This window comes from Vibrio sp. E14 (genome assembly GCF_020515785.1).
Classification (GTDB): Bacteria; Pseudomonadota; Gammaproteobacteria; order Enterobacterales; family Vibrionaceae; genus Vibrio; species Vibrio diabolicus.
Genome location: NZ_JAHPJI010000007.1, coordinates 128,439 through 144,851 on the forward strand (window position 1 = coordinate 128,439; position 16,413 = coordinate 144,851).

Below are 16,413 nucleotides of genomic sequence, written 5' to 3' on the forward strand. Positions count from 1 at the left end.
AATGAGAGTTGTAGAGAGTTAAATGAGCGCAAAAATTCTTGCTATCGATACAGCGACTGAAAACTGTTCAGTTGCGTTGTTGGCTAATGATCAAGTGATTTCACGTAGCGCGGTTGCACCACGCGATCACACCAAAAAAGTACTGCCAATGGTTGATGAAGTACTAAAAGAAGCTGGCCTGACTCTACAAGAGCTAGATGCGTTAGCGTTTGGACGTGGTCCAGGTAGCTTTACTGGCGTTCGTATCGGTATTGGTATCGCACAAGGTTTGGCGTTCGGCGCTGACTTACCTATGATCGGCGTTTCAACGTTGGCTGCAATGGCTCAAGGTAGCTATCGCTTACATGGCGTGACCGATGTCGCTGTGGCCATTGATGCACGTATGGGTGAAGTTTACTGGGCACGTTACACTCGCCAAGCAAACGGTGAGTGGGCAGGGATGGATGCAGAGTGCGTAATTCCACCAGCACGTCTCGTTGAAGAAGCACAAGCAGACGACAAAACGTGGACGACAGCAGGTACTGGTTGGGATGCCTACCAAGAAGTATTAGCAGACCTACCGTTTAATTTGACGCATGGTGACGTTCTGTACCCTGATTCACAAGACATCGTGATTCTTGCTGAACAAGAATTTAAAAAGGGTAATACCGTGCCGGTCGAAGATTCTAGCCCAGTTTATCTACGCGATAATGTGACATGGAAAAAACTTCCGGGCCGCGAATAATCCGTTTTTCATTAACCTGACAAAAAGCAGGGCATTTGCCCTGTATTTTTATGGAGCGTTATGGCGTCGATTAATGGCTTGCCTCCTTCACTGATCACTGGTGCAAATCGCACTAATAAAGCCAGTCAAAAGAAGCAGGTAAATAAATCACAAACAAAGCAGCCTGTAGGTCAGCCTTCAAAGGTTGCTAACGCTGTGGCGCACTCCATAAAACACGTGGATGAGTCCCAAATTCACCGAGCTCAAGTGCAATATGACCTTCCTGAAGGGAGCGCACGTAAAGCAATGGAGCAGTACATGGATGTCATGAATCGAACTAAAAAAGAGGAACTGGCTCAATTACTTGGTGTCGATATTTACGTGTGAGATCTCCCCAGCTTGGGGTTACTAATATTGAAAGGTGGTTTATGAAGGTTTTTGGACGGTTTTTTCTCGCATTATTTGCTACGGTTGGTTTGTCTGCGTGTAGCTCGTTGCCAGAGGAGCTAAATGCAAGCACAGAATTGGTCGTTACAGACTATAAAGCTTTTGCTGAGTCTCAGGGGCAAGTGAGTGAAGATGTTCGCCTTGGTGGAATCATCGCTAAAGTGGATAACTTCAAAGATAAAACCCGTCTAGAAATCGTAAACCTACCAATCAGTAAATCTGGTAAACCGGATATTGATGAAGAGCCAACGGGACGATTTATTGCCTATTTTGATGGTTATTTAGAGCCTGTTGCCTTTAGTGAAGGTCGCTTGATGACGGTTGTAGGTAAAGGCGCCGGAGAAGAAGAAGGAAAGATTGGTGAGCACGAATACGTATTCCCGATCATTAAGGGGCAAGGCTACCGTTTATGGAAAATTGAAGAACGTGTACGCATGTATGACTCGCCAACCTACTTTTACCCATGTTACTCGATTAACTGCCGCATGTGGCGTAATGATTTCCCACAAGACGGTAAAGTGATAAAACAGGTCAAATAATCTGCGATGCATGAGCGTCAATTCGAGCTTCCTGTCGGAAAAATGGCAGCCCTAGAGATAGGGAACGAAAAAACGGCTGACTTGTCAGTCGTTTTTCTTCATGGATGGTTAGATAATGCGGGCAGCTTTAAAGCGCTCATGGAGCAGTTGAACCAACTTAATCCTCACTTACACCTCCTTGCTATCGACCATTTTGGTCACGGTTTATCGAGTCATAAATCTCACGATAATTATTATCCCTTTCACGACTATATTGCCGATTTATATCAGCTGTTGGACGAATTATCACCAAACAGACTGATATTAGTAGGGCATTCACTTGGTGCTTTAATCGCAAGTTGCTATAGTGCTGCGTTTCCAGAGCAGGTCGAAGCTCTTGTGCAAATTGAGGGAGCAGGACCTCTTACTGAAGATCCTACTAACAGTTTGCCTCGTCTTCGCGATGGCGTTTTAAGTCGAATAAGACAGCAAAACAAGCCAGAGCGAGCCATTGCCTCCTTCGATCTGGCGTTAAAATTACGCGTGCAAGCCAACCAATTAACCGCTGAGCAGCTTCTGCCGATAGTCGAGCGAGGAACGGAGCAGCGAGGAGATAAATGGTATTGGCGGCATGACGCCAAGTTAAAATGTGCGTCGCTTTACCGAATGGCGCAAGCGCATGCTAACTCGATTACCAGCCAAATACGTTGTCCTCATTTGATCGTATTAGGCGATCAAGGATTTCAGAATTTACCATCTAACCAAGCTGATTGGGGAGAGAACCCGCCGCAAGTGGTTTCTGTCAAGGGTGGTCATCACTGTCATTTAGAGCAAATACTCGAGGTCGCAACGCGAATTCTTGGTGTAGTTAACAAAATTTAAACAAGTGTTTGAGAGTTGCGTGCTCAAGCACGTTCGCTGTGCTGTAATAGCTTTCAAAATAAAAAGGACGCTATTTTTTAGCCAGTTATAAACGAGGAGTAACATCGTGGATAAACCATGGCTTTCACGTTATCCAAGTGACGTACCTGAAACCATTAATCCAGAGCAATATGAGTCTTTGGTAGAAATGTTTGAGCAGTCTGTACAAAAATATGCAGACCAACCGGCATTCATGAACATGGGCTCGGTTATGACCTTCCGTAAATTGGAAGAGCGTAGTCGCGCTTTCGCAGCGTATCTGCAAAACGAGTTAAAACTGCAAAAGGGCGACCGCGTTGCTCTGATGATGCCAAACCTACTGCAATACCCAGTGGCGTTGTTTGGTATTTTGCGTGCAGGTTGTATCGCCGTAAACGTTAACCCACTTTACACTCCTCGTGAACTTGAACACCAATTGAATGACTCAGGTGCGACGACGATTGTGATTGTATCTAACTTTGCGAACACGCTAGAACAAATCGTCGATAAAACACCAGTTAAACACGTGGTGTTAACCAGCCTTGGTCAAATGCTGCCACGAGCGAAAGGTACGATTGTCGATTTTGTTGTGAAGTACGTTAAGGGCATGGTGCCTAAGTACGATTTACCTGGTGCGATCTCAATGCGTCAGGCTCTACGTAAAGGTCGTCGTCTACAATACGTTAAACCGTTTATGTCTGGGGATGACATTGCATTCCTGCAATATACGGGGGGGACGACAGGCGTCGCGAAAGGTGCCATTCTGACTCACCGCAACATGATTGCGAACGTTCTACAGGCAAAAGGCGCGTACGGACCGGTTTTATCTCCGGGGCGCGAGTTAGTCGTGACAGCGTTACCGCTGTATCACGTATTTGCTCTTACCGTAAACTGTTTACTGTTTGTCGAAATGGGTGGCCGTAACCTACTTATTACCAACCCTAGAGATATTCCAGGGTTCGTGAAAGAGCTACAAAAGCATCCGTTTACCGCGATTACGGGCGTGAATACCTTATTTAATGCATTGGTCAATAATGAAGATTTCCACGAGTTGGATTTCAGTAATCTACGTTTAGCCGTTGGCGGCGGCATGGCAGTGCAGCGCTCAGTGGCAGAAAGATGGCAAAAGACCACGGGTTGCTATTTGCTCGAAGGTTACGGTCTAACAGAGTGTTCTCCGTTGGTGGCGGCATATCCGCATGATCTTGTTGAATACAATGGCTCTATTGGTCTGCCGGTACCATCAACAGAAGTTCGTATCGTGGACGAAGAAGGCAACGCTCTTGCGAATACTGAAACTGGTGAACTTCAAGTTCGTGGCCCTCAGGTTATGCAAGGTTACTGGCAACGACCTGAAGCAACGAAAGACACGATTAACGAAGACGGTTGGCTATCAACTGGCGACATCGTTAAGTTCGATGACGAAGGCTTCCTGCATATCGTTGACCGTAAGAAAGACATGATCTTAGTATCAGGCTTTAATGTTTACCCGAATGAAATCGAAGACGTTGTAGCACTACACGGCAAAGTACTTGAAGTTGCTGCTATTGGTCAGCCGCATGAAGTGTCTGGTGAATTAGTGAAGATTTATGTCGTGAAACGCGATCCGAGCTTGACCAAAGACGAAGTGATCGCGCATTGTCGAGAACACTTAACTGGCTATAAAGTACCTAAGTTGGTTGAGTTCCGCGAAGACTTACCTAAAACCAATGTCGGTAAGATCTTGCGTCGTGTTTTACGCGAAGAGAATGACGCTGAACTCGCGAAGAAAAGCGCATAAGCCGATTTCGTCGAGTCGAGAGATTTAAAAAATGATAGAATGCCAGCGTTTTGCTGGCATTTTTTATAGCGAGAAGTATGTGAATTATCAAATTATTACCAAAAACAAAGACCTAGAAGAAGTTTGCATTCACGCCCGAGAGGCAGATGTAGTGATGCTGGATACCGAATTCGTCCGTATTCGCACTTTCTACCCGCAGTTAGGTCTGATTCAGCTTTTCGATGGTAATCGCCTCTCGCTGATTGATCCGACCGAATTAACGGATATGACGCCGTTTGTAGCGCTATTAAAAGATACTTCCGTGTTAAAAGTGCTGCATGCCTGCGGTGAAGATTTAGAAGTTTTCCAAAACGCATTTGGTTGCACTCCATTCCCTATGGTAGATACACAGTTGATGGCGGCCTTTCTTGGTCACGGTCTATCAACAGGCTTCGCATCGCTGGTGGAAGAATATTTAGGCGTAGAGCTCGACAAAAGTGAATCACGTACTGACTGGATGGCTCGACCGTTGACGCAAAAGCAATTAGATTATGCTGCTGCAGACGTGCATTACTTATTACCGTTATACGAAAAGCTGTTCGATAAGGTGACGCAAGCAGGTTGGTGGGAAGCCGTACAACAAGAAAGTGATTTGTTGGTTTCAAAACGCATTCGCGTCACTAATGAGGAGAATGCCTACCTTGATATTAAAGGTGCTTGGCAGTTAAAACCTTCTGAACTGGCGATTTTAAAGCCATTGGCGACGTGGCGTTATCGTGAAGCAATCAAACGAGATTTAGCGCTGAACTTTATCTTCAAAGAAGGTGACCTATTAACAGTCGCTCGTCTTGGCTTAACGAACTTTAAGAAGATGGAAGCGGAAGATATTGATATCCGAGCGATTAACCGCCATGGCGCGAAGATTGCCGCGATTGTTAAACAAGCGAAGCAAACACCTTCTGAAGAGTATCCAGCGAAAATTGAACGCTTAATGGATTATCCAGGTTACAAACAAGTCTTCAAAAATATGAAAGACATAGTGAAATCGGCGTCGCAGAAGTCTGGCTTAGCGACGGAGTTCCTTGCTTCTAAAAAGCAGATCAATCAGCTGATCAGTTGGGTGTGGAAAAAATATCGCGATCCAGAAGTGTTGCCTGACTTGATGCAAGGGTGGCGTTTGGATCTACTCGGCGACCAGATGAACAAAGCATTAAAGTAATAAAAGTTTAAAAGGTTGGCCTCGGTGCCAACCTTTTTCATTCAAATCTGAGCATTCAATCTCGCGAGGAAAAGTGGTTTACTTCTCGTCGTCTGGTAGCTTCACATTGAGCTCAAGAACTGAGATATCGTCGTCTTTGTGCTCAAATGTTAAGTCAACCATATTTGGATCAATTGCCACGTACTTACTGATCACCTTCAAGATGTCCTCTTTCAATTGAGGTAAGTAAGAAGGCGCTGGATCATTTTGGCTGCGGCGCTCAGCAACAATGATTTGCAAACGCTCTTTAGCTAGATTCGCAGAAGTTTTCTTCTGTGGACGGAAAAATTCTAATAATGACATGTCTAGCCTCCAAAGAGTCGTTTAAAGAGTCCTTTCTTCTCCTCAGTAAGGAAACGAAATTCAACCTGATTGCCTAATAAGCGATCAACGGTGTCAGAGTAAGCCATACCTGCATCGGTGTTATCGTCAAAAGTGACTGGCACACCTTTGTTTGACGCGTTAAGCACGGCTTGGCTTTCTGGAATCACGCCCAGTAGTGGAATATGTAAGATCTCCTCTACGTCTTCAACGCTTAGCATTTCGCCTTGAGTGACGCGAGATGGGTTGTAGCGAGTCAGTAGCAGGTGCTGTTTTACTGGCTCTAGCCCTTGTTCTGCACGCAGGGACTTAGAATCTAAAATACCGAGAATGCGGTCAGAGTCACGCACAGAAGAGACTTCTGGATTCGTTGTGACAATGGCTTCATCGGCGTAGTACAAGGCCATCAATGCGCCTTGTTCGATACCTGCTGGTGAATCACAAATAATGAAATCAAAGCCCATTTCATCAAGTTCGCCGAATACACGCTGAACACCATCTTTTGTCAGTGCGTCTTTATCACGAGTTTGAGAAGCAGGAAGAATGAATAGGTTGTCCGTGCGCTTATCTTTGATCAGCGCTTGGTTTAATGTCGCTTCGCCGTTAATGACGTTTACAAAGTCATACACGACACGGCGCTCACAGCCCATGATTAGGTCGAGGTTACGCAAACCGATATCAAAATCGATCACCGCGGTCTTTTTTCCCTTCAGAGCTAGACCAGAGGCGATGGCTGCGCTTGAAGTGGTTTTACCAACGCCACCTTTACCAGACGTTACTACAATAATGCGTGCCATTTTTTTTCCTTTTTAGATTAAATCGCGAGAACTTCTAAATGTAATGATTCATCGGCTTTACTGATCATTACTTTCTTTTGCCAGTACTCGCTTTCAATTTGATCGCTTAACCAGTAGTCACCCGCAATGGATACCAGTTCTGCCTGTAAATCGTGGCAAATAATACGCGCTTCCTGCTGACCACTTGCGCCTGCAATCGCACGGCCTCGAAGTGTGCCATGGATATGAATAGAGCCGTCAGCGATGACTTCAGCACCAGCACTTACGTGCGCTAACACCACCAAATCACCATCTTTCGCGTAGATCTGTTGTCCTGATCGAACAGGCGTGCGAACTACTTTCGTTGGTGCCATTTTGGCTGGCGCCTGGCTTGGTGATTTGCTTGCCGACATAATGGCGAAGCCAGCTTCGGAAGCAAGATTTTGTACACGCTTGTCTTTACTGCCCGTTACACCGACCGGAATAAAACCAGCATCTGAGATGCCTTGTTTAAGCTTAGGGAAATCAATGTCGCCTTGTACTTTTGCTATATTGATTACCAAAGGCGCGGATGCAAAAAAAGAAGGTGCTTGAGAAACTTTTTCTTGCAAAAATTCGACAGTCTTTGCGATCTCATTGTCAGAAAGGTGTAAAACTGACAATGTAAAACTGCTACCTTTAAGGTCTGGTGAATGGGTCATCGTGGACTTCTTGCCTTTATTGAAAGAGCGTTGCCTTAAACTAGGTCTGTCATGTTATATTTCATCCTTTGACGCAGCAAGTTCTCTCGTGGGCAAATAGGTGAATTAATCTCAAATTTGCTATTAAGTTTGCGAGAATTTGACGTTTTCAACCTAATCCGCACTCAACGCGGCTAAATCAGCATAAAAGGCGTGTCATGCTTTGTTCTATTTATAAAAGCTCGAAAAAAGAAGGTACTTATCTCTATATTCCGAAAAAGGATGATTTTTCACAGGTTCCTGACACCTTAATGCAGATGTTCGGTAAGCCTATCGCTGTTATGACGATTAAACTTGATGGCCGTAAATTGGCACAAGTTGATATCGAAAAAGTGAAGGCTTCATTGCAAAATGATGGCTTCTTTTTGCAGGTTCCGCCTCCGCCGGAGAACCTACTAGAAAAGTACAAAGAACAAAAAGCCCAGCAGAAAGGCGAATAACGTCATCGTTTTTCATCTGGGATTTCTGCCTTGCTCAAGGAGGGCAATATGAAAAAAATACTGGCTATCATGCTTAGCGTTGGTGTGTGTACCTCGGCTTTTGCAAGTAGCGAGGGTTTCGATGAATACTTGAATAAGCTGCGTGCTGAAGCGCGTGATAAAGGTATCTCAGAGCAGGTCATTAGTGCTGCTTTTGCGAATGTTGAGTACAAGCCTCGAGCAGTAAAAGCGGACCGAAACCAACCAGAGAAGAAACTGACGTTGGATGAATACATTCCTCGCGCGGTGCCCGAATGGAAGGTGAAGCAAGCAAGACAACTCTATAAAGAGCATTACACCGAGCTAAAGCGTATAGGCGATGAGTACGGTGTGCAGCCTCGTTTTATCGTGGCGCTGTGGGGTGTAGAAAGTAACTTTGGTAAATTTACGGGTAACTTCAAAGTGATTGACGCGTTGTCTACAATGGCATTTGAAGGTCGTCGTGAAGAGTTTTTCCGTAAAGAGACCATGTCGGCATTGCAGATCCTCGATCAAGGCCATATTGAACTGGAAAACTTTAAGGGTTCATGGGCTGGTGCGATGGGGCAATGTCAGTTTATGCCAAGCTCTTTTCTTCGTTTTGCCGCTGACGGCAACGGGGATGGTAAAAAAGACATTTGGCAATCTGAAGCCGACGTGTTTGCATCAACCGCTAACTATTTGAGCAAGTCCGGCTGGGATGACAAATACACTTGGGGTCGCCAAGTGAAAGTCCCTAAAGGCATTGATCGCAGCTTAGAAGGGCGCACGGCTGAAAAAGGTAAATATCTTCAGGAGTGGAGCAAACTTGGTATCACAAAATACGATGGTAGCCCGTTGCCAAAACTGGATGAAGACATCAAAGCCTGGTTGATCATGCCGGACGACGAGAATGGTCGTACGTATCTGGTTTACAATAACTACAACGTACTGATGAAGTGGAACCGCTCTTACTACTTCGCACTCGCCGTGAGTCACTTGGCTGACCGAATTAAATACTGAGCTGTTATAAAATAATCACTTGGCATCCAGTATTCAATATGAGGGCTCTTCGGAGTCCTTTGTTTTTCCTATAATCAAATCGAGGTAAAGCGTGTTATCTGAACGTGCTGCACAAATGGTGATCTTCTCCGCTCTTCTTAAACATAAAAGTTTCACGGCTGCTGCAAAGAGCTTAGGCGTGTCGGTGTCTCATGTGAGTAAGCAGTTGAGCCAGCTGGAAGCATCTCTTGGTATCAAGCTTGTTCAACGCACCACGCGTAGTTTTACGCCTACCGAAGCGGGAAAAACGTTTTATCATCATTGTGAACAAGTGGTGCAGGCGGTGAGTAGTGCGACGTTAGAAATGGAAAGCCAAAGGGATGAAGTGGCTGGGCTGGTTCGTCTCGGGTTATCTCAATCATTTGGAACGCTGCACATCATTCCTGCGATTCAAGAGCTGCGTGAGTTGTATCCACAGCTTCAAGTGGAAGTGCATTTGTTTGACTACAAGGTCGATATGCTGGCGGAAGGGCTCGATCTGTGGGTAACAAACAATGAGCACCTACCAGAGGGCTACATTGCGCAGCGTTTGACAGACTGCCAGTTTGTGGTGGCAGCATCGCCAGATTATTTGCTTAAGTATGATACTCCGACTGAGCCGAACGACTTGTCTTTGCACAACTGCTTGATCTATCGCAGTTGGGAGCGTGATTACACAGGATGGGCATTTACCAAGGGACAACAAGAGCTAAACGTCAAAGTCTCCGGCAACTACTCTGTCGATTTAGCAGAAGCTGTCCGCGACGCCGCGATTGCTGGATGGGGGATTGCGTATCTCGCTACGTATTTGCTTGGTGATGAGTTCAGAACGGGTAAGTTGATTCAACTATTGCCAGACTGGAAAGCGAGCCAGTCGATGCCATTTTATGCGGTGTACCCGAGTCGTCAGCACATGCCGAAAAAAATATCAGCCGTTATCAACTTTATTAAACAGAAAATTGGCAACCCGTGTCACTGGGATCAGCGCCTCGCACCTTACATCTCTATTCCCAAGTAGATTCATTAATAACGTTCAAGAGGTGTTTCTAGTCGATTTTCTCTAAGCAAAACATTTTTCGACTATTCAGTGGTTGTATAAGGTGATTTGTCTCACAAAATTTTTCCAAATCTAGAAACATCTTTTCCATATGGAAATAATAAAAACAAGCAAACGTTTATCTATAACAAATTCAATTAGTTATTTGTGTGGTTAATTATTGTTCGCTTGAACTTTTCACACTGTTAACATCCTCAACTTGCGCCATTTTGAGTCCGCTATACAATCCGGTGCCTTCCATATCCCCCTTCTGTCGGATTCATTTTATGAACTCAATTATTGGTATCGTAGCCATACTATTCGTAGCATGGCTACTTTCTACAAATAGAAAAAATATAAAGCTGAGAACAGTGGCGTTTGCGTTTGCTTTACAGGTGCTGTTTGCATTGTTGGTTTTATATGTACCAGCAGGACGAGATGCGCTGAATTCAGTAAGCAGCGTCGTGTCGAATTTGATCAACTACGGTCAAGAAGGCATCGCGTTTTTATTCGGTAATTTGGCGACAGGGGGCTTCACCTTTGCGATCAATGTTCTGGGTATCATCGTTTTCTTCTCCTCTCTTATCTCCGGTCTTTATCACATTGGTGTGATGCCAAAAATCATTAACTTTATCGGTGGCGGTATTCAAAAACTGCTGGGTATCGGTCGTGCGGAGTCTTTGTCTGCTACGGCGAATATCTTTGTTGGCACCATTGAAGCGCCATTGATGGTGAAGCCTTACCTAAAACACATGACTGACTCGCAGTTTTTTGCGGTGATGACAGGTGGTTTGGCATCAGTTGCTGGTGGAACGTTGGTCGGTTACGCATCACTGGGTGTCGACCTTAACTATCTTATTGCTGCTGCATTTATGTCGGCACCTGCGGGCTTGCTGATGGCAAAAATTTTAATGCCAGAAGATACGGATAAAGCAGCAGATATCGACATTAGCCAAGTTGAAATTCCACGTGCAACCAACGTAGTAGAAGCATTAGCCGATGGTGCCATGGCGGGTGTACGCATTGCTGTATCGGTAGGTGGTACGCTATTGGCTTTCATCAGTGTCATTGCAATGTTAAACGGCATGCTAGGTTGGATTGGTGATCTTGTTGGGACGCCACTAAGCTTCGAGTTGATCCTAGGGTATGTATTCGCACCTGTCGCTTGGTTATTAGGTGTACCATGGCAAGAAGCAACCACAGCAGGCTCGCTGATTGGTAACAAGATTGTGGTGAATGAGTTCGTTGCCTTCATCCAGCTTGCAGAAGTGAAGTCTCAACTTAGTGAGCACTCACAAGCAATCGTGACGTTTGCTTTGTGTGGTTTTGCAAACATCTCAAGCATGGCGATGCTGATTGGTGGGTTGGGCTCATTGGTACCTGAAAAGCGTGCATTTGTTTCTAAACATGGTTTCCGTGCGATTATCGCTGGTGTCATGGCGAACTTAATGAGCGCTTCGATTGCGGGCGTGATTTTAAGCCTGTAATTGAAAGAGATACCTAAAATTAGCAAAAAGGCTCCTTGCGGAGCCTTTTTCGTATCTGAAGTTTACGTTATTTGTCTGTGTGGAACTGCTCGCAAGCGAGCATCGTGTTCTCAATTAAGCTTGCGACGGTCATTGGGCCAACACCGCCAGGGACAGGAGTAATAAAGCTCGCACTTTCACGTGCTTTATCGTATTCCACGTCGCCAACTAGCTTGCCTGAATCAAGACGGTTAATGCCGACATCGATAACCACTGCACCTTTCTTAATCCACTCTCCAGGGATGAAGTTTGGCTTACCAACCGCAACTACGACAACGTCAGCTTGACGCACATGACTCTCTAGGTCTTTGGTAAAACGGTGACATGTTGTCGTTGTACAGCCCGCAAGCAGCAGCTCAAGTGTCATAGGACGACCAACAATGTTTGATGCACCAACCACAACAGCATGTTTGCCACGAAGCTCTATGTTGTAACGGTCTAGTAGGGTAATGATGCCCTTTGGCGTGCAAGAGCGAAGCTTTGGAATACGTTGTGCAAGACGACCAACATTGTAAGGGTGGAAGCCATCCACGTCTTTCTCTGGGTGAATGCGCTCTAAAACATGTGTTGTGTCGATGCCCGCAGGAAGGGGTAATTGCACTAGAATGCCGTCAATTTCATCATCGTTGTTTAATTCATCAATCAGCGCTAGTAACTCTTCTTCTGAGCTAGACGCAGGAAGGTCAAAAGACTTAGAAACAAACCCAACTTCTTCACATGCGCGGCGTTTGCTGCCGACATAAACCTGAGAAGCAGGATCTTCACCAACTAGGACCACTGCTAAACCAGGAGCACGTAGCCCTGCTTCAACACGCGCTTTAACACGTGCAGCCACTTCGGAGCGAACAGTTTGGGAAATGAGAGTTCCGTCTATATTTTGAGCAGTCATGACTTTCCTTATAAATTAAGAAGGCAAATTATCTGCGGCGCATTGTCGCAGAATTTCTTATCAACATCCATACGCAAACGTTTGCCTTGTGGTGTTTTTGAACATTAAGCGTTTTAATGGACTTTTTTTAGGCATTCAGATCAGAATGTTATGAAAACCCGTTGATTTACCCGTTTGAACTCGTATAATCCTGTCCCTGTAGCGCGCCCTTAGCTCAGCTGGATAGAGCACGTCCCTTCTAAGGATGTGGTCATTGGTTCGAATCCAATAGGGCGTGCCATTTATTCAAAAGCCCCGATAACTCTTTGAGTTGTCGGGGCTTTGTCGTTCTTAGGTTTTTGGCTGTAATTGCCACTTTATCTACAACTTTTGAATGGCATTCTAGCCATTGCAATTTCTAGCAATCTGGATAGCCACCAACAAAAAAGCGCTGGTTAACCAGCGCTTTTGCATTTACTAAGGGCATTACATCTTTTTAAAGATGATGGAGGTGTTGATGCCGCCAAAGGCGAAGTTGTTACTAATCAAATATTTCACGTCCAGCTCTCGGCCTTGTCCAGCGATGTAGTCTAAATCGCCACATTGCTCGTCGAGGTTTTCTAGGTTGAGCGTTGGGTTGAACCAACCCGTGTGCATCATTTCTAAACCTAGCCACGCTTCAATTGCGCCACAGGCGCCTAGTGTGTGGCCAAAGTAGCTCTTGAGTGAACTGATTGGCACTTTGCCTAGAGCATTCGCTGTTGCGTTGCTTTCTGCAATATCACCGCGGTCGGTGGCAGTGCCGTGAGCAGATACATAGTCGATCTTCTCAGCAGGAATACCCGCGTTTTGCAAAGCCATTTCCATACAGATTTGCATGGTTTCCATCTGTGGTTGAGTGACGTGTGCGGCATCACAGTTGCTGGCAAAACCGATGATTTCTGCATAGATTTTCGCGCCACGAGAGACGGCGTGTTCGTACTCTTCCAGAACCAACGTTCCCGCACCTTCACCAATCACCAAACCATCGCGATCGGAGTCATAAGGTCTTGGTGTGCTTTTCGGGTCTTCATTCTTCAGACTGGTGGCAAAAAGGGTATCGAAGACAGCGGATTCCGTTGGGCACAATTCTTCAGCGCCACCAGCAACCATCACCGTTTGGTAGCCGTGTTTGATCGCTTCGTAGGCATAGCCGATTGCTTGGCTGCCAGAAGTACATGCACTGCTGGTTGGGATCACTCGGCCTTTCAAACCGAAAAATAGACCAACGTTCACTGCCGTGGTATGCGGCATCATTTGCACGTAAGTCGTTGCGGTGATCGCTTTCGTGGTTTTCTCATTCAGCATGACACCAAATGCGCCGATTGCGTCAGTACTGCCTGTTGATGAGCCGTATGCGATACCCGTTTGACCATTGGTGAGTACGTCGTTACCAATCAAACCTGCTTGGCTTAGTGCGTTTTCTGTTGCGACGGTCGCCAATTTGGAAACACGCCCCATGCCGCGTACTTGCTTGCGCTTGTAGTGCTTTGGCAGTTCAAAATCTAAAATGGGTGCCGCGAGCTTGGTGTTCAAACCTTCATACTGTTCGTAAGAAGGCATGTATTGCGTCGCGTTCTGGCAGTCACGCAGTTTTGGTTCGACAGATTGCCAATCGTTACCAAACGCAGTCACGCCCGACATTCCGGTTACAACGACTCGACGGTTCATACTAGGCCTCCGTTTACCGAAATGACTTGGCGAGTTACATAGCCTGCGATGTCAGACATAAGGTAACTGACTAAACCAGCAACTTCTTCTGGCTCTCCCATGCGGCGCAGAGGAATTTGCGGCATCGCGTGTTCTTTCACGTGTTCGTCTACCATGTCTGTGTCGATAAGCCCTGGAGCAACGCAGTTGACGGTGATTTTGCGTTTTGCCAGTTCAAGCGCGAGTGATTTTGTTGCACCAATTACGCCCGCTTTCGCTGCGCTGTAGTTAGTTTGACCACGATTCCCCATTAGGCCTGAGACTGATGCAAGCGTAACAATTCGGCCGCCTTTGCGCTTTTGCACCATTGGCATAACACAAGGGTGAAGAACGTTGTAGAAGCTATCTAAGTTGGTATGAATCACACCATCCCATTCTTCTTCGGTCATCGCAGGGAAAGCGGTATCTTTTGTGATGCCAGCGTTGTTTACGACGCCATAGTAAGCGCCGTGTTCGGCGATATCGGCTTCTAGCTTCTCACGACAATCTGCACGGTCACTGATGTCGAATTGGATAAGACGACCGCTACCACCATGCTGTTCGATGGTGTTTAGGGTGTCTTGCGCGCCTTGTTGATCGCCCATGTAATGGACAATGACTTGGAAACCATCTTTGGCTAATTGAACGGCAATGGCTTTACCGATGCCTTTGCTGGCACCTGTAACGAGGACTTGTCGGGTCATTGTTGACTCCTGATTTTCATTTCTTGTAATTTTTCTTCTGATGGAACGTAAACGTTCAATTGGCAAGTCGCTACAACAGTTCCTTGTAGCTCAATACGGGCTGAAAAAACCGCCATACCGTTATCTTCCATAACTTTTTCAGCATACACATCGAGCACCTGTCCGCGAGAAAACGTATCGCATTCAGACGTGTATCGACGGCTACCAAGCAAAAAGCCAATCGGTGGCGCTTGTTCTTTCATTAATGCGTGGTAACCAGACCACGCCGCGACAGATTGCGCCATAAACTCAATGCCAACGTAAGCTGGCACAGTTTGAGAGGCCAAGTCGAAGAACGGGTTGTGTTCTGCGATATCAACCTGGCAGTGAATCGTATCTTGTTGAACATCCAAGGCACGATCGACCAAAATCATTGGTTTGTCGTGTGGCAAAAGTTGTTCGATGGGAGGAAGTTTAGTCATGAGCGTAACCAAAAATAAGACTAATATTATTGCCACCAAAAGCAAAAGAGTTGCTGAGAATCGCTTTGTTACCCAGTTTGGTTGGCGTCTCAACTAACGATATATGGATATCGTCTGCTTTGGTTTCGCAGTGTTGTATTGGCAAATCAAGGTTGTACTTGAGAATATGCCAAGCGATCGCGGCTTCCGTTGCACTTGCTGCGCCTAATGTGTGTCCGGTAAGTGGCTTTGTCGAGCTTACGGGAACGGAGTCACCAAAGCAGCGATGAATGGCTTTGCTTTCCATCGCATCGTTTAACGGCGTTGCTGTGCCATGCGAGTTGATGTAACCAATTTCTTGCGCTGTAAGTCCTGCATTGGCCAACGCTTTTTTCATCGCTTCTTCTGCGCCTAACCCTTCTGGATGTGGTGCGGAAATATGGTGTGCGTCTGAGCTGTCGCCAGCTCCGAGAAGAGCAACGGGCGCAGGTGTTTTGCTTAGCAACATTAATGCTGCGGCTTCGCCGATATTGATGCCGTTGCGATGTTGGTCAAACGGCTTACAAAGGGTATCGGATAGAGCTTCTAAACCGTTAAAGCCGTTTAGCGTTAGGCGACAAATGGTATCCACACCACCTACAATGACCGCATCAACAATGCCGGAGCGAATCAGGCGTTGCGCGGTTAAAAAGACACGACCACTAGAAGAACAGGCGGTTGAAACTGAGTAATGTGGGCCGCTCAAATCAAAGTAGGCGGCAATAAAATCGCTGCAGTTACCAAGCTCTTGTTTGGTGTAATGGTAGTCGGCAGGAAAATTACCGTTTGCCAGCTTTTCACCAAATGCGATTTCGCCATCTGAAATGCCAGATGTGCTGGTGCCGATCACGACTGCGATACGGTCACGACCATATTTAGCAATGGCGTCACGCACGTCGCCTTCGATTTGCTGCAAAGCCGAAAGTGCGAGGCGGTTGTTTCTCGTATCAAACTGGCTGAGTGCGGTCGGTAATTGCGGTAACGTCTGTGCAATTCGACCGATTACTGTTTGGCGGCCTGAATTTAAAATATCTTGGTCAACCAACATGTTGGATGGCTTCGCTCCCGATAAACACTGGTGGATGAGCGCGTCATCTTGTCCCATGGCAGAGTGAAAGCCACAGGCCTGAATATACAAAGGTTGAGGAGAGCGAATAGGCATATTGTTATTC

18 protein-coding genes and 1 tRNA gene are annotated in these 16,413 nt (G+C 46.1%); 11 read left to right on the forward strand and 8 right to left on the reverse strand.

Annotation, left to right across the window (positions count from 1 at the left end):
- Positions 1 to 22: 22 nt before the first annotated feature.
- The 6 genes from tsaB to rnd all read left to right on the forward strand — a co-directional run bounded on the left by tsaB (position 23) and on the right by rnd (position 5,546).
- Complete coding sequence (tsaB, locus tag LIX84_RS18275) at positions 23 to 724, forward strand: tRNA (adenosine(37)-N6)-threonylcarbamoyltransferase complex dimerization subunit type 1 TsaB (RefSeq protein ID WP_226421909.1); 702 nt, start codon at positions 23 to 25, stop codon at positions 722 to 724.
- Positions 725 to 784: 60 nt separating this feature from the next.
- Entirely contained in the window at positions 785 to 1,090 is a 306-nt protein-coding gene (locus tag LIX84_RS18280; RefSeq protein WP_226421910.1) for a chromosome partitioning protein ParA, read from the forward strand.
- Between the two features lie 41 nt (positions 1,091 to 1,131).
- The gene (locus LIX84_RS18285; protein WP_226421911.1) at positions 1,132 to 1,689 is read left to right on the forward strand and encodes a Slp family lipoprotein; all 558 of its coding nucleotides are present in this window, start codon (positions 1,132 to 1,134) and stop codon (positions 1,687 to 1,689) included.
- Between the two features lie 6 nt (positions 1,690 to 1,695).
- Positions 1,696 to 2,550, forward strand: a complete 855-nt coding sequence (locus LIX84_RS18290; protein ID WP_226421912.1) for an alpha/beta fold hydrolase — start codon at positions 1,696 to 1,698, stop codon at positions 2,548 to 2,550.
- 106 nt (positions 2,551 to 2,656) lie between these two features.
- Positions 2,657 to 4,348 carry a long-chain-fatty-acid--CoA ligase FadD gene (gene fadD / locus LIX84_RS18295; protein ID WP_005382216.1) on the forward strand — a complete coding sequence of 564 codons (1,692 nt, stop codon included), beginning with the start codon at positions 2,657 to 2,659 and terminating at the stop codon, positions 4,346 to 4,348.
- Between the two features lie 79 nt (positions 4,349 to 4,427).
- Positions 4,428 to 5,546, forward strand: a complete 1,119-nt coding sequence (rnd, locus tag LIX84_RS18300; protein WP_226421913.1) for a ribonuclease D — start codon at positions 4,428 to 4,430, stop codon at positions 5,544 to 5,546.
- A 78-nt stretch (positions 5,547 to 5,624) separates the two neighbouring features.
- Here rnd and minE read toward each other — a convergent pair whose 3' ends face one another.
- From minE to minC, 3 genes are read right to left on the reverse strand one after another with little or no spacing between them, the layout of a single operon-like run.
- Entirely contained in the window at positions 5,625 to 5,888 is a 264-nt protein-coding gene (minE, locus tag LIX84_RS18305; RefSeq protein WP_005396037.1) for a cell division topological specificity factor MinE, read from the reverse strand.
- Positions 5,889 to 5,890: 2 nt separating this feature from the next.
- Positions 5,891 to 6,703, reverse strand: a complete 813-nt coding sequence (gene minD, locus LIX84_RS18310; RefSeq protein ID WP_005388331.1) for a septum site-determining protein MinD — start codon at positions 6,701 to 6,703, stop codon at positions 5,891 to 5,893.
- Positions 6,704 to 6,720: 17 nt separating this feature from the next.
- Entirely contained in the window at positions 6,721 to 7,383 is a 663-nt protein-coding gene (minC, locus tag LIX84_RS18315) for a septum site-determining protein MinC (protein WP_048626138.1), read from the reverse strand.
- Positions 7,384 to 7,580: 197 nt separating this feature from the next.
- Here minC and LIX84_RS18320 point away from each other — a divergent pair, with 197 nt between their 5' ends.
- The 4 genes from LIX84_RS18320 (at position 7,581) to LIX84_RS18335 (ending at position 11,423) form a co-directional block, all read left to right on the forward strand.
- A complete protein-coding gene (locus LIX84_RS18320) occupies positions 7,581 to 7,862 on the forward strand; it encodes a YcgL domain-containing protein (protein WP_005382303.1) in 282 nt (93 codons plus the stop codon).
- 48 nt (positions 7,863 to 7,910) lie between these two features.
- Positions 7,911 to 8,882: a lytic murein transglycosylase gene (locus tag LIX84_RS18325; RefSeq protein WP_226421914.1), complete on the forward strand. Its 972-nt coding sequence runs from the start codon at positions 7,911 to 7,913 to the stop codon at positions 8,880 to 8,882.
- Between the two features lie 91 nt (positions 8,883 to 8,973).
- Positions 8,974 to 9,918, forward strand: coding sequence for a LysR family transcriptional regulator (locus LIX84_RS18330; protein WP_226421915.1), 945 nt, complete (start codon positions 8,974 to 8,976; stop codon positions 9,916 to 9,918).
- Between the two features lie 305 nt (positions 9,919 to 10,223).
- A complete protein-coding gene (locus tag LIX84_RS18335; RefSeq protein ID WP_226421916.1) occupies positions 10,224 to 11,423 on the forward strand; it encodes a NupC/NupG family nucleoside CNT transporter in 1,200 nt (399 codons plus the stop codon).
- A gap of 67 nt (positions 11,424 to 11,490) precedes the next feature.
- Here the strand turns inward: LIX84_RS18335 and folD are convergent, their stop codons facing one another.
- Positions 11,491 to 12,351, reverse strand: a complete 861-nt coding sequence (gene folD, locus LIX84_RS18340) for a bifunctional methylenetetrahydrofolate dehydrogenase/methenyltetrahydrofolate cyclohydrolase FolD (protein WP_005396027.1) — start codon at positions 12,349 to 12,351, stop codon at positions 11,491 to 11,493.
- Positions 12,352 to 12,554: 203 nt separating this feature from the next.
- Between folD and LIX84_RS18345 the strand changes: the two genes are divergently transcribed.
- Positions 12,555 to 12,631, forward strand: a tRNA-Arg gene (locus tag LIX84_RS18345).
- A 185-nt stretch (positions 12,632 to 12,816) separates the two neighbouring features.
- Here LIX84_RS18345 and LIX84_RS18350 read toward each other — a convergent pair.
- The 4 genes from LIX84_RS18350 to LIX84_RS18365 are packed head-to-tail and all read right to left on the reverse strand — an operon-like array spanning position 12,817 to position 16,403.
- Positions 12,817 to 14,040 (reverse strand): beta-ketoacyl-ACP synthase, encoded by a 1,224-nt coding sequence (locus LIX84_RS18350; protein ID WP_226421917.1) that lies wholly within the window; start codon positions 14,038 to 14,040, stop codon positions 12,817 to 12,819.
- Positions 14,037 to 14,762, reverse strand: a complete 726-nt coding sequence (gene fabG / locus LIX84_RS18355) for a 3-oxoacyl-ACP reductase FabG (protein WP_226421918.1) — start codon at positions 14,760 to 14,762, stop codon at positions 14,037 to 14,039. Before fabG ends, LIX84_RS18350 begins: the two co-directional genes overlap by 4 nt.
- Positions 14,759 to 15,223: a hotdog family protein gene (locus LIX84_RS18360; RefSeq protein WP_005396020.1), complete on the reverse strand. Its 465-nt coding sequence runs from the start codon at positions 15,221 to 15,223 to the stop codon at positions 14,759 to 14,761. The genes fabG and LIX84_RS18360 overlap by 4 nt, the downstream gene beginning before the upstream one ends.
- Positions 15,216 to 16,403 carry a beta-ketoacyl-[acyl-carrier-protein] synthase family protein gene (locus tag LIX84_RS18365; RefSeq protein ID WP_226421919.1) on the reverse strand — a complete coding sequence of 396 codons (1,188 nt, stop codon included), beginning with the start codon at positions 16,401 to 16,403 and terminating at the stop codon, positions 15,216 to 15,218. Before LIX84_RS18365 ends, LIX84_RS18360 begins: the two co-directional genes overlap by 8 nt.
- Positions 16,404 to 16,413 lie beyond the last annotated feature (10 nt).

Excerpts from the sequence above, each read along its gene's own strand:
- LIX84_RS18290 (WP_226421912.1), top strand. The coding sequence starts at position 1,696 with ATGCATGAGCGTCAATTCGAGCTTCCTGTCGGAAAAATGGCAGCCCTA.
- tsaB (WP_226421909.1), top strand. The coding sequence starts at position 23 with ATGAGCGCAAAAATTCTTGCTATCGATACAGCGACTGAAAACTGTTCA.
- minE (WP_005396037.1), bottom strand. The coding sequence starts at position 5,888 with ATGTCATTATTAGAATTTTTCCGTCCACAGAAGAAAACTTCTGCGAAT.
- LIX84_RS18285 (WP_226421911.1), top strand. The coding sequence starts at position 1,132 with ATGAAGGTTTTTGGACGGTTTTTTCTCGCATTATTTGCTACGGTTGGT.
- minC (WP_048626138.1), bottom strand. The coding sequence starts at position 7,383 with ATGACCCATTCACCAGACCTTAAAGGTAGCAGTTTTACATTGTCAGTT.
- LIX84_RS18320 (WP_005382303.1), top strand. The coding sequence starts at position 7,581 with ATGCTTTGTTCTATTTATAAAAGCTCGAAAAAAGAAGGTACTTATCTC.
- folD (WP_005396027.1), bottom strand. The coding sequence starts at position 12,351 with ATGACTGCTCAAAATATAGACGGAACTCTCATTTCCCAAACTGTTCGC.
- LIX84_RS18280 (WP_226421910.1), top strand. The coding sequence starts at position 785 with ATGGCGTCGATTAATGGCTTGCCTCCTTCACTGATCACTGGTGCAAAT.
- LIX84_RS18350 (WP_226421917.1), bottom strand. The coding sequence starts at position 14,040 with ATGAACCGTCGAGTCGTTGTAACCGGAATGTCGGGCGTGACTGCGTTT.
- LIX84_RS18325 (WP_226421914.1), top strand. The coding sequence starts at position 7,911 with ATGAAAAAAATACTGGCTATCATGCTTAGCGTTGGTGTGTGTACCTCG.
- LIX84_RS18335 (WP_226421916.1), top strand. The coding sequence starts at position 10,224 with ATGAACTCAATTATTGGTATCGTAGCCATACTATTCGTAGCATGGCTA.
- LIX84_RS18365 (WP_226421919.1), bottom strand. The coding sequence starts at position 16,403 with ATGCCTATTCGCTCTCCTCAACCTTTGTATATTCAGGCCTGTGGCTTT.
- fabG (WP_226421918.1), bottom strand. The coding sequence starts at position 14,762 with ATGACCCGACAAGTCCTCGTTACAGGTGCCAGCAAAGGCATCGGTAAA.
- LIX84_RS18360 (WP_005396020.1), bottom strand. The coding sequence starts at position 15,223 with ATGACTAAACTTCCTCCCATCGAACAACTTTTGCCACACGACAAACCA.
- minD (WP_005388331.1), bottom strand. The coding sequence starts at position 6,703 with ATGGCACGCATTATTGTAGTAACGTCTGGTAAAGGTGGCGTTGGTAAA.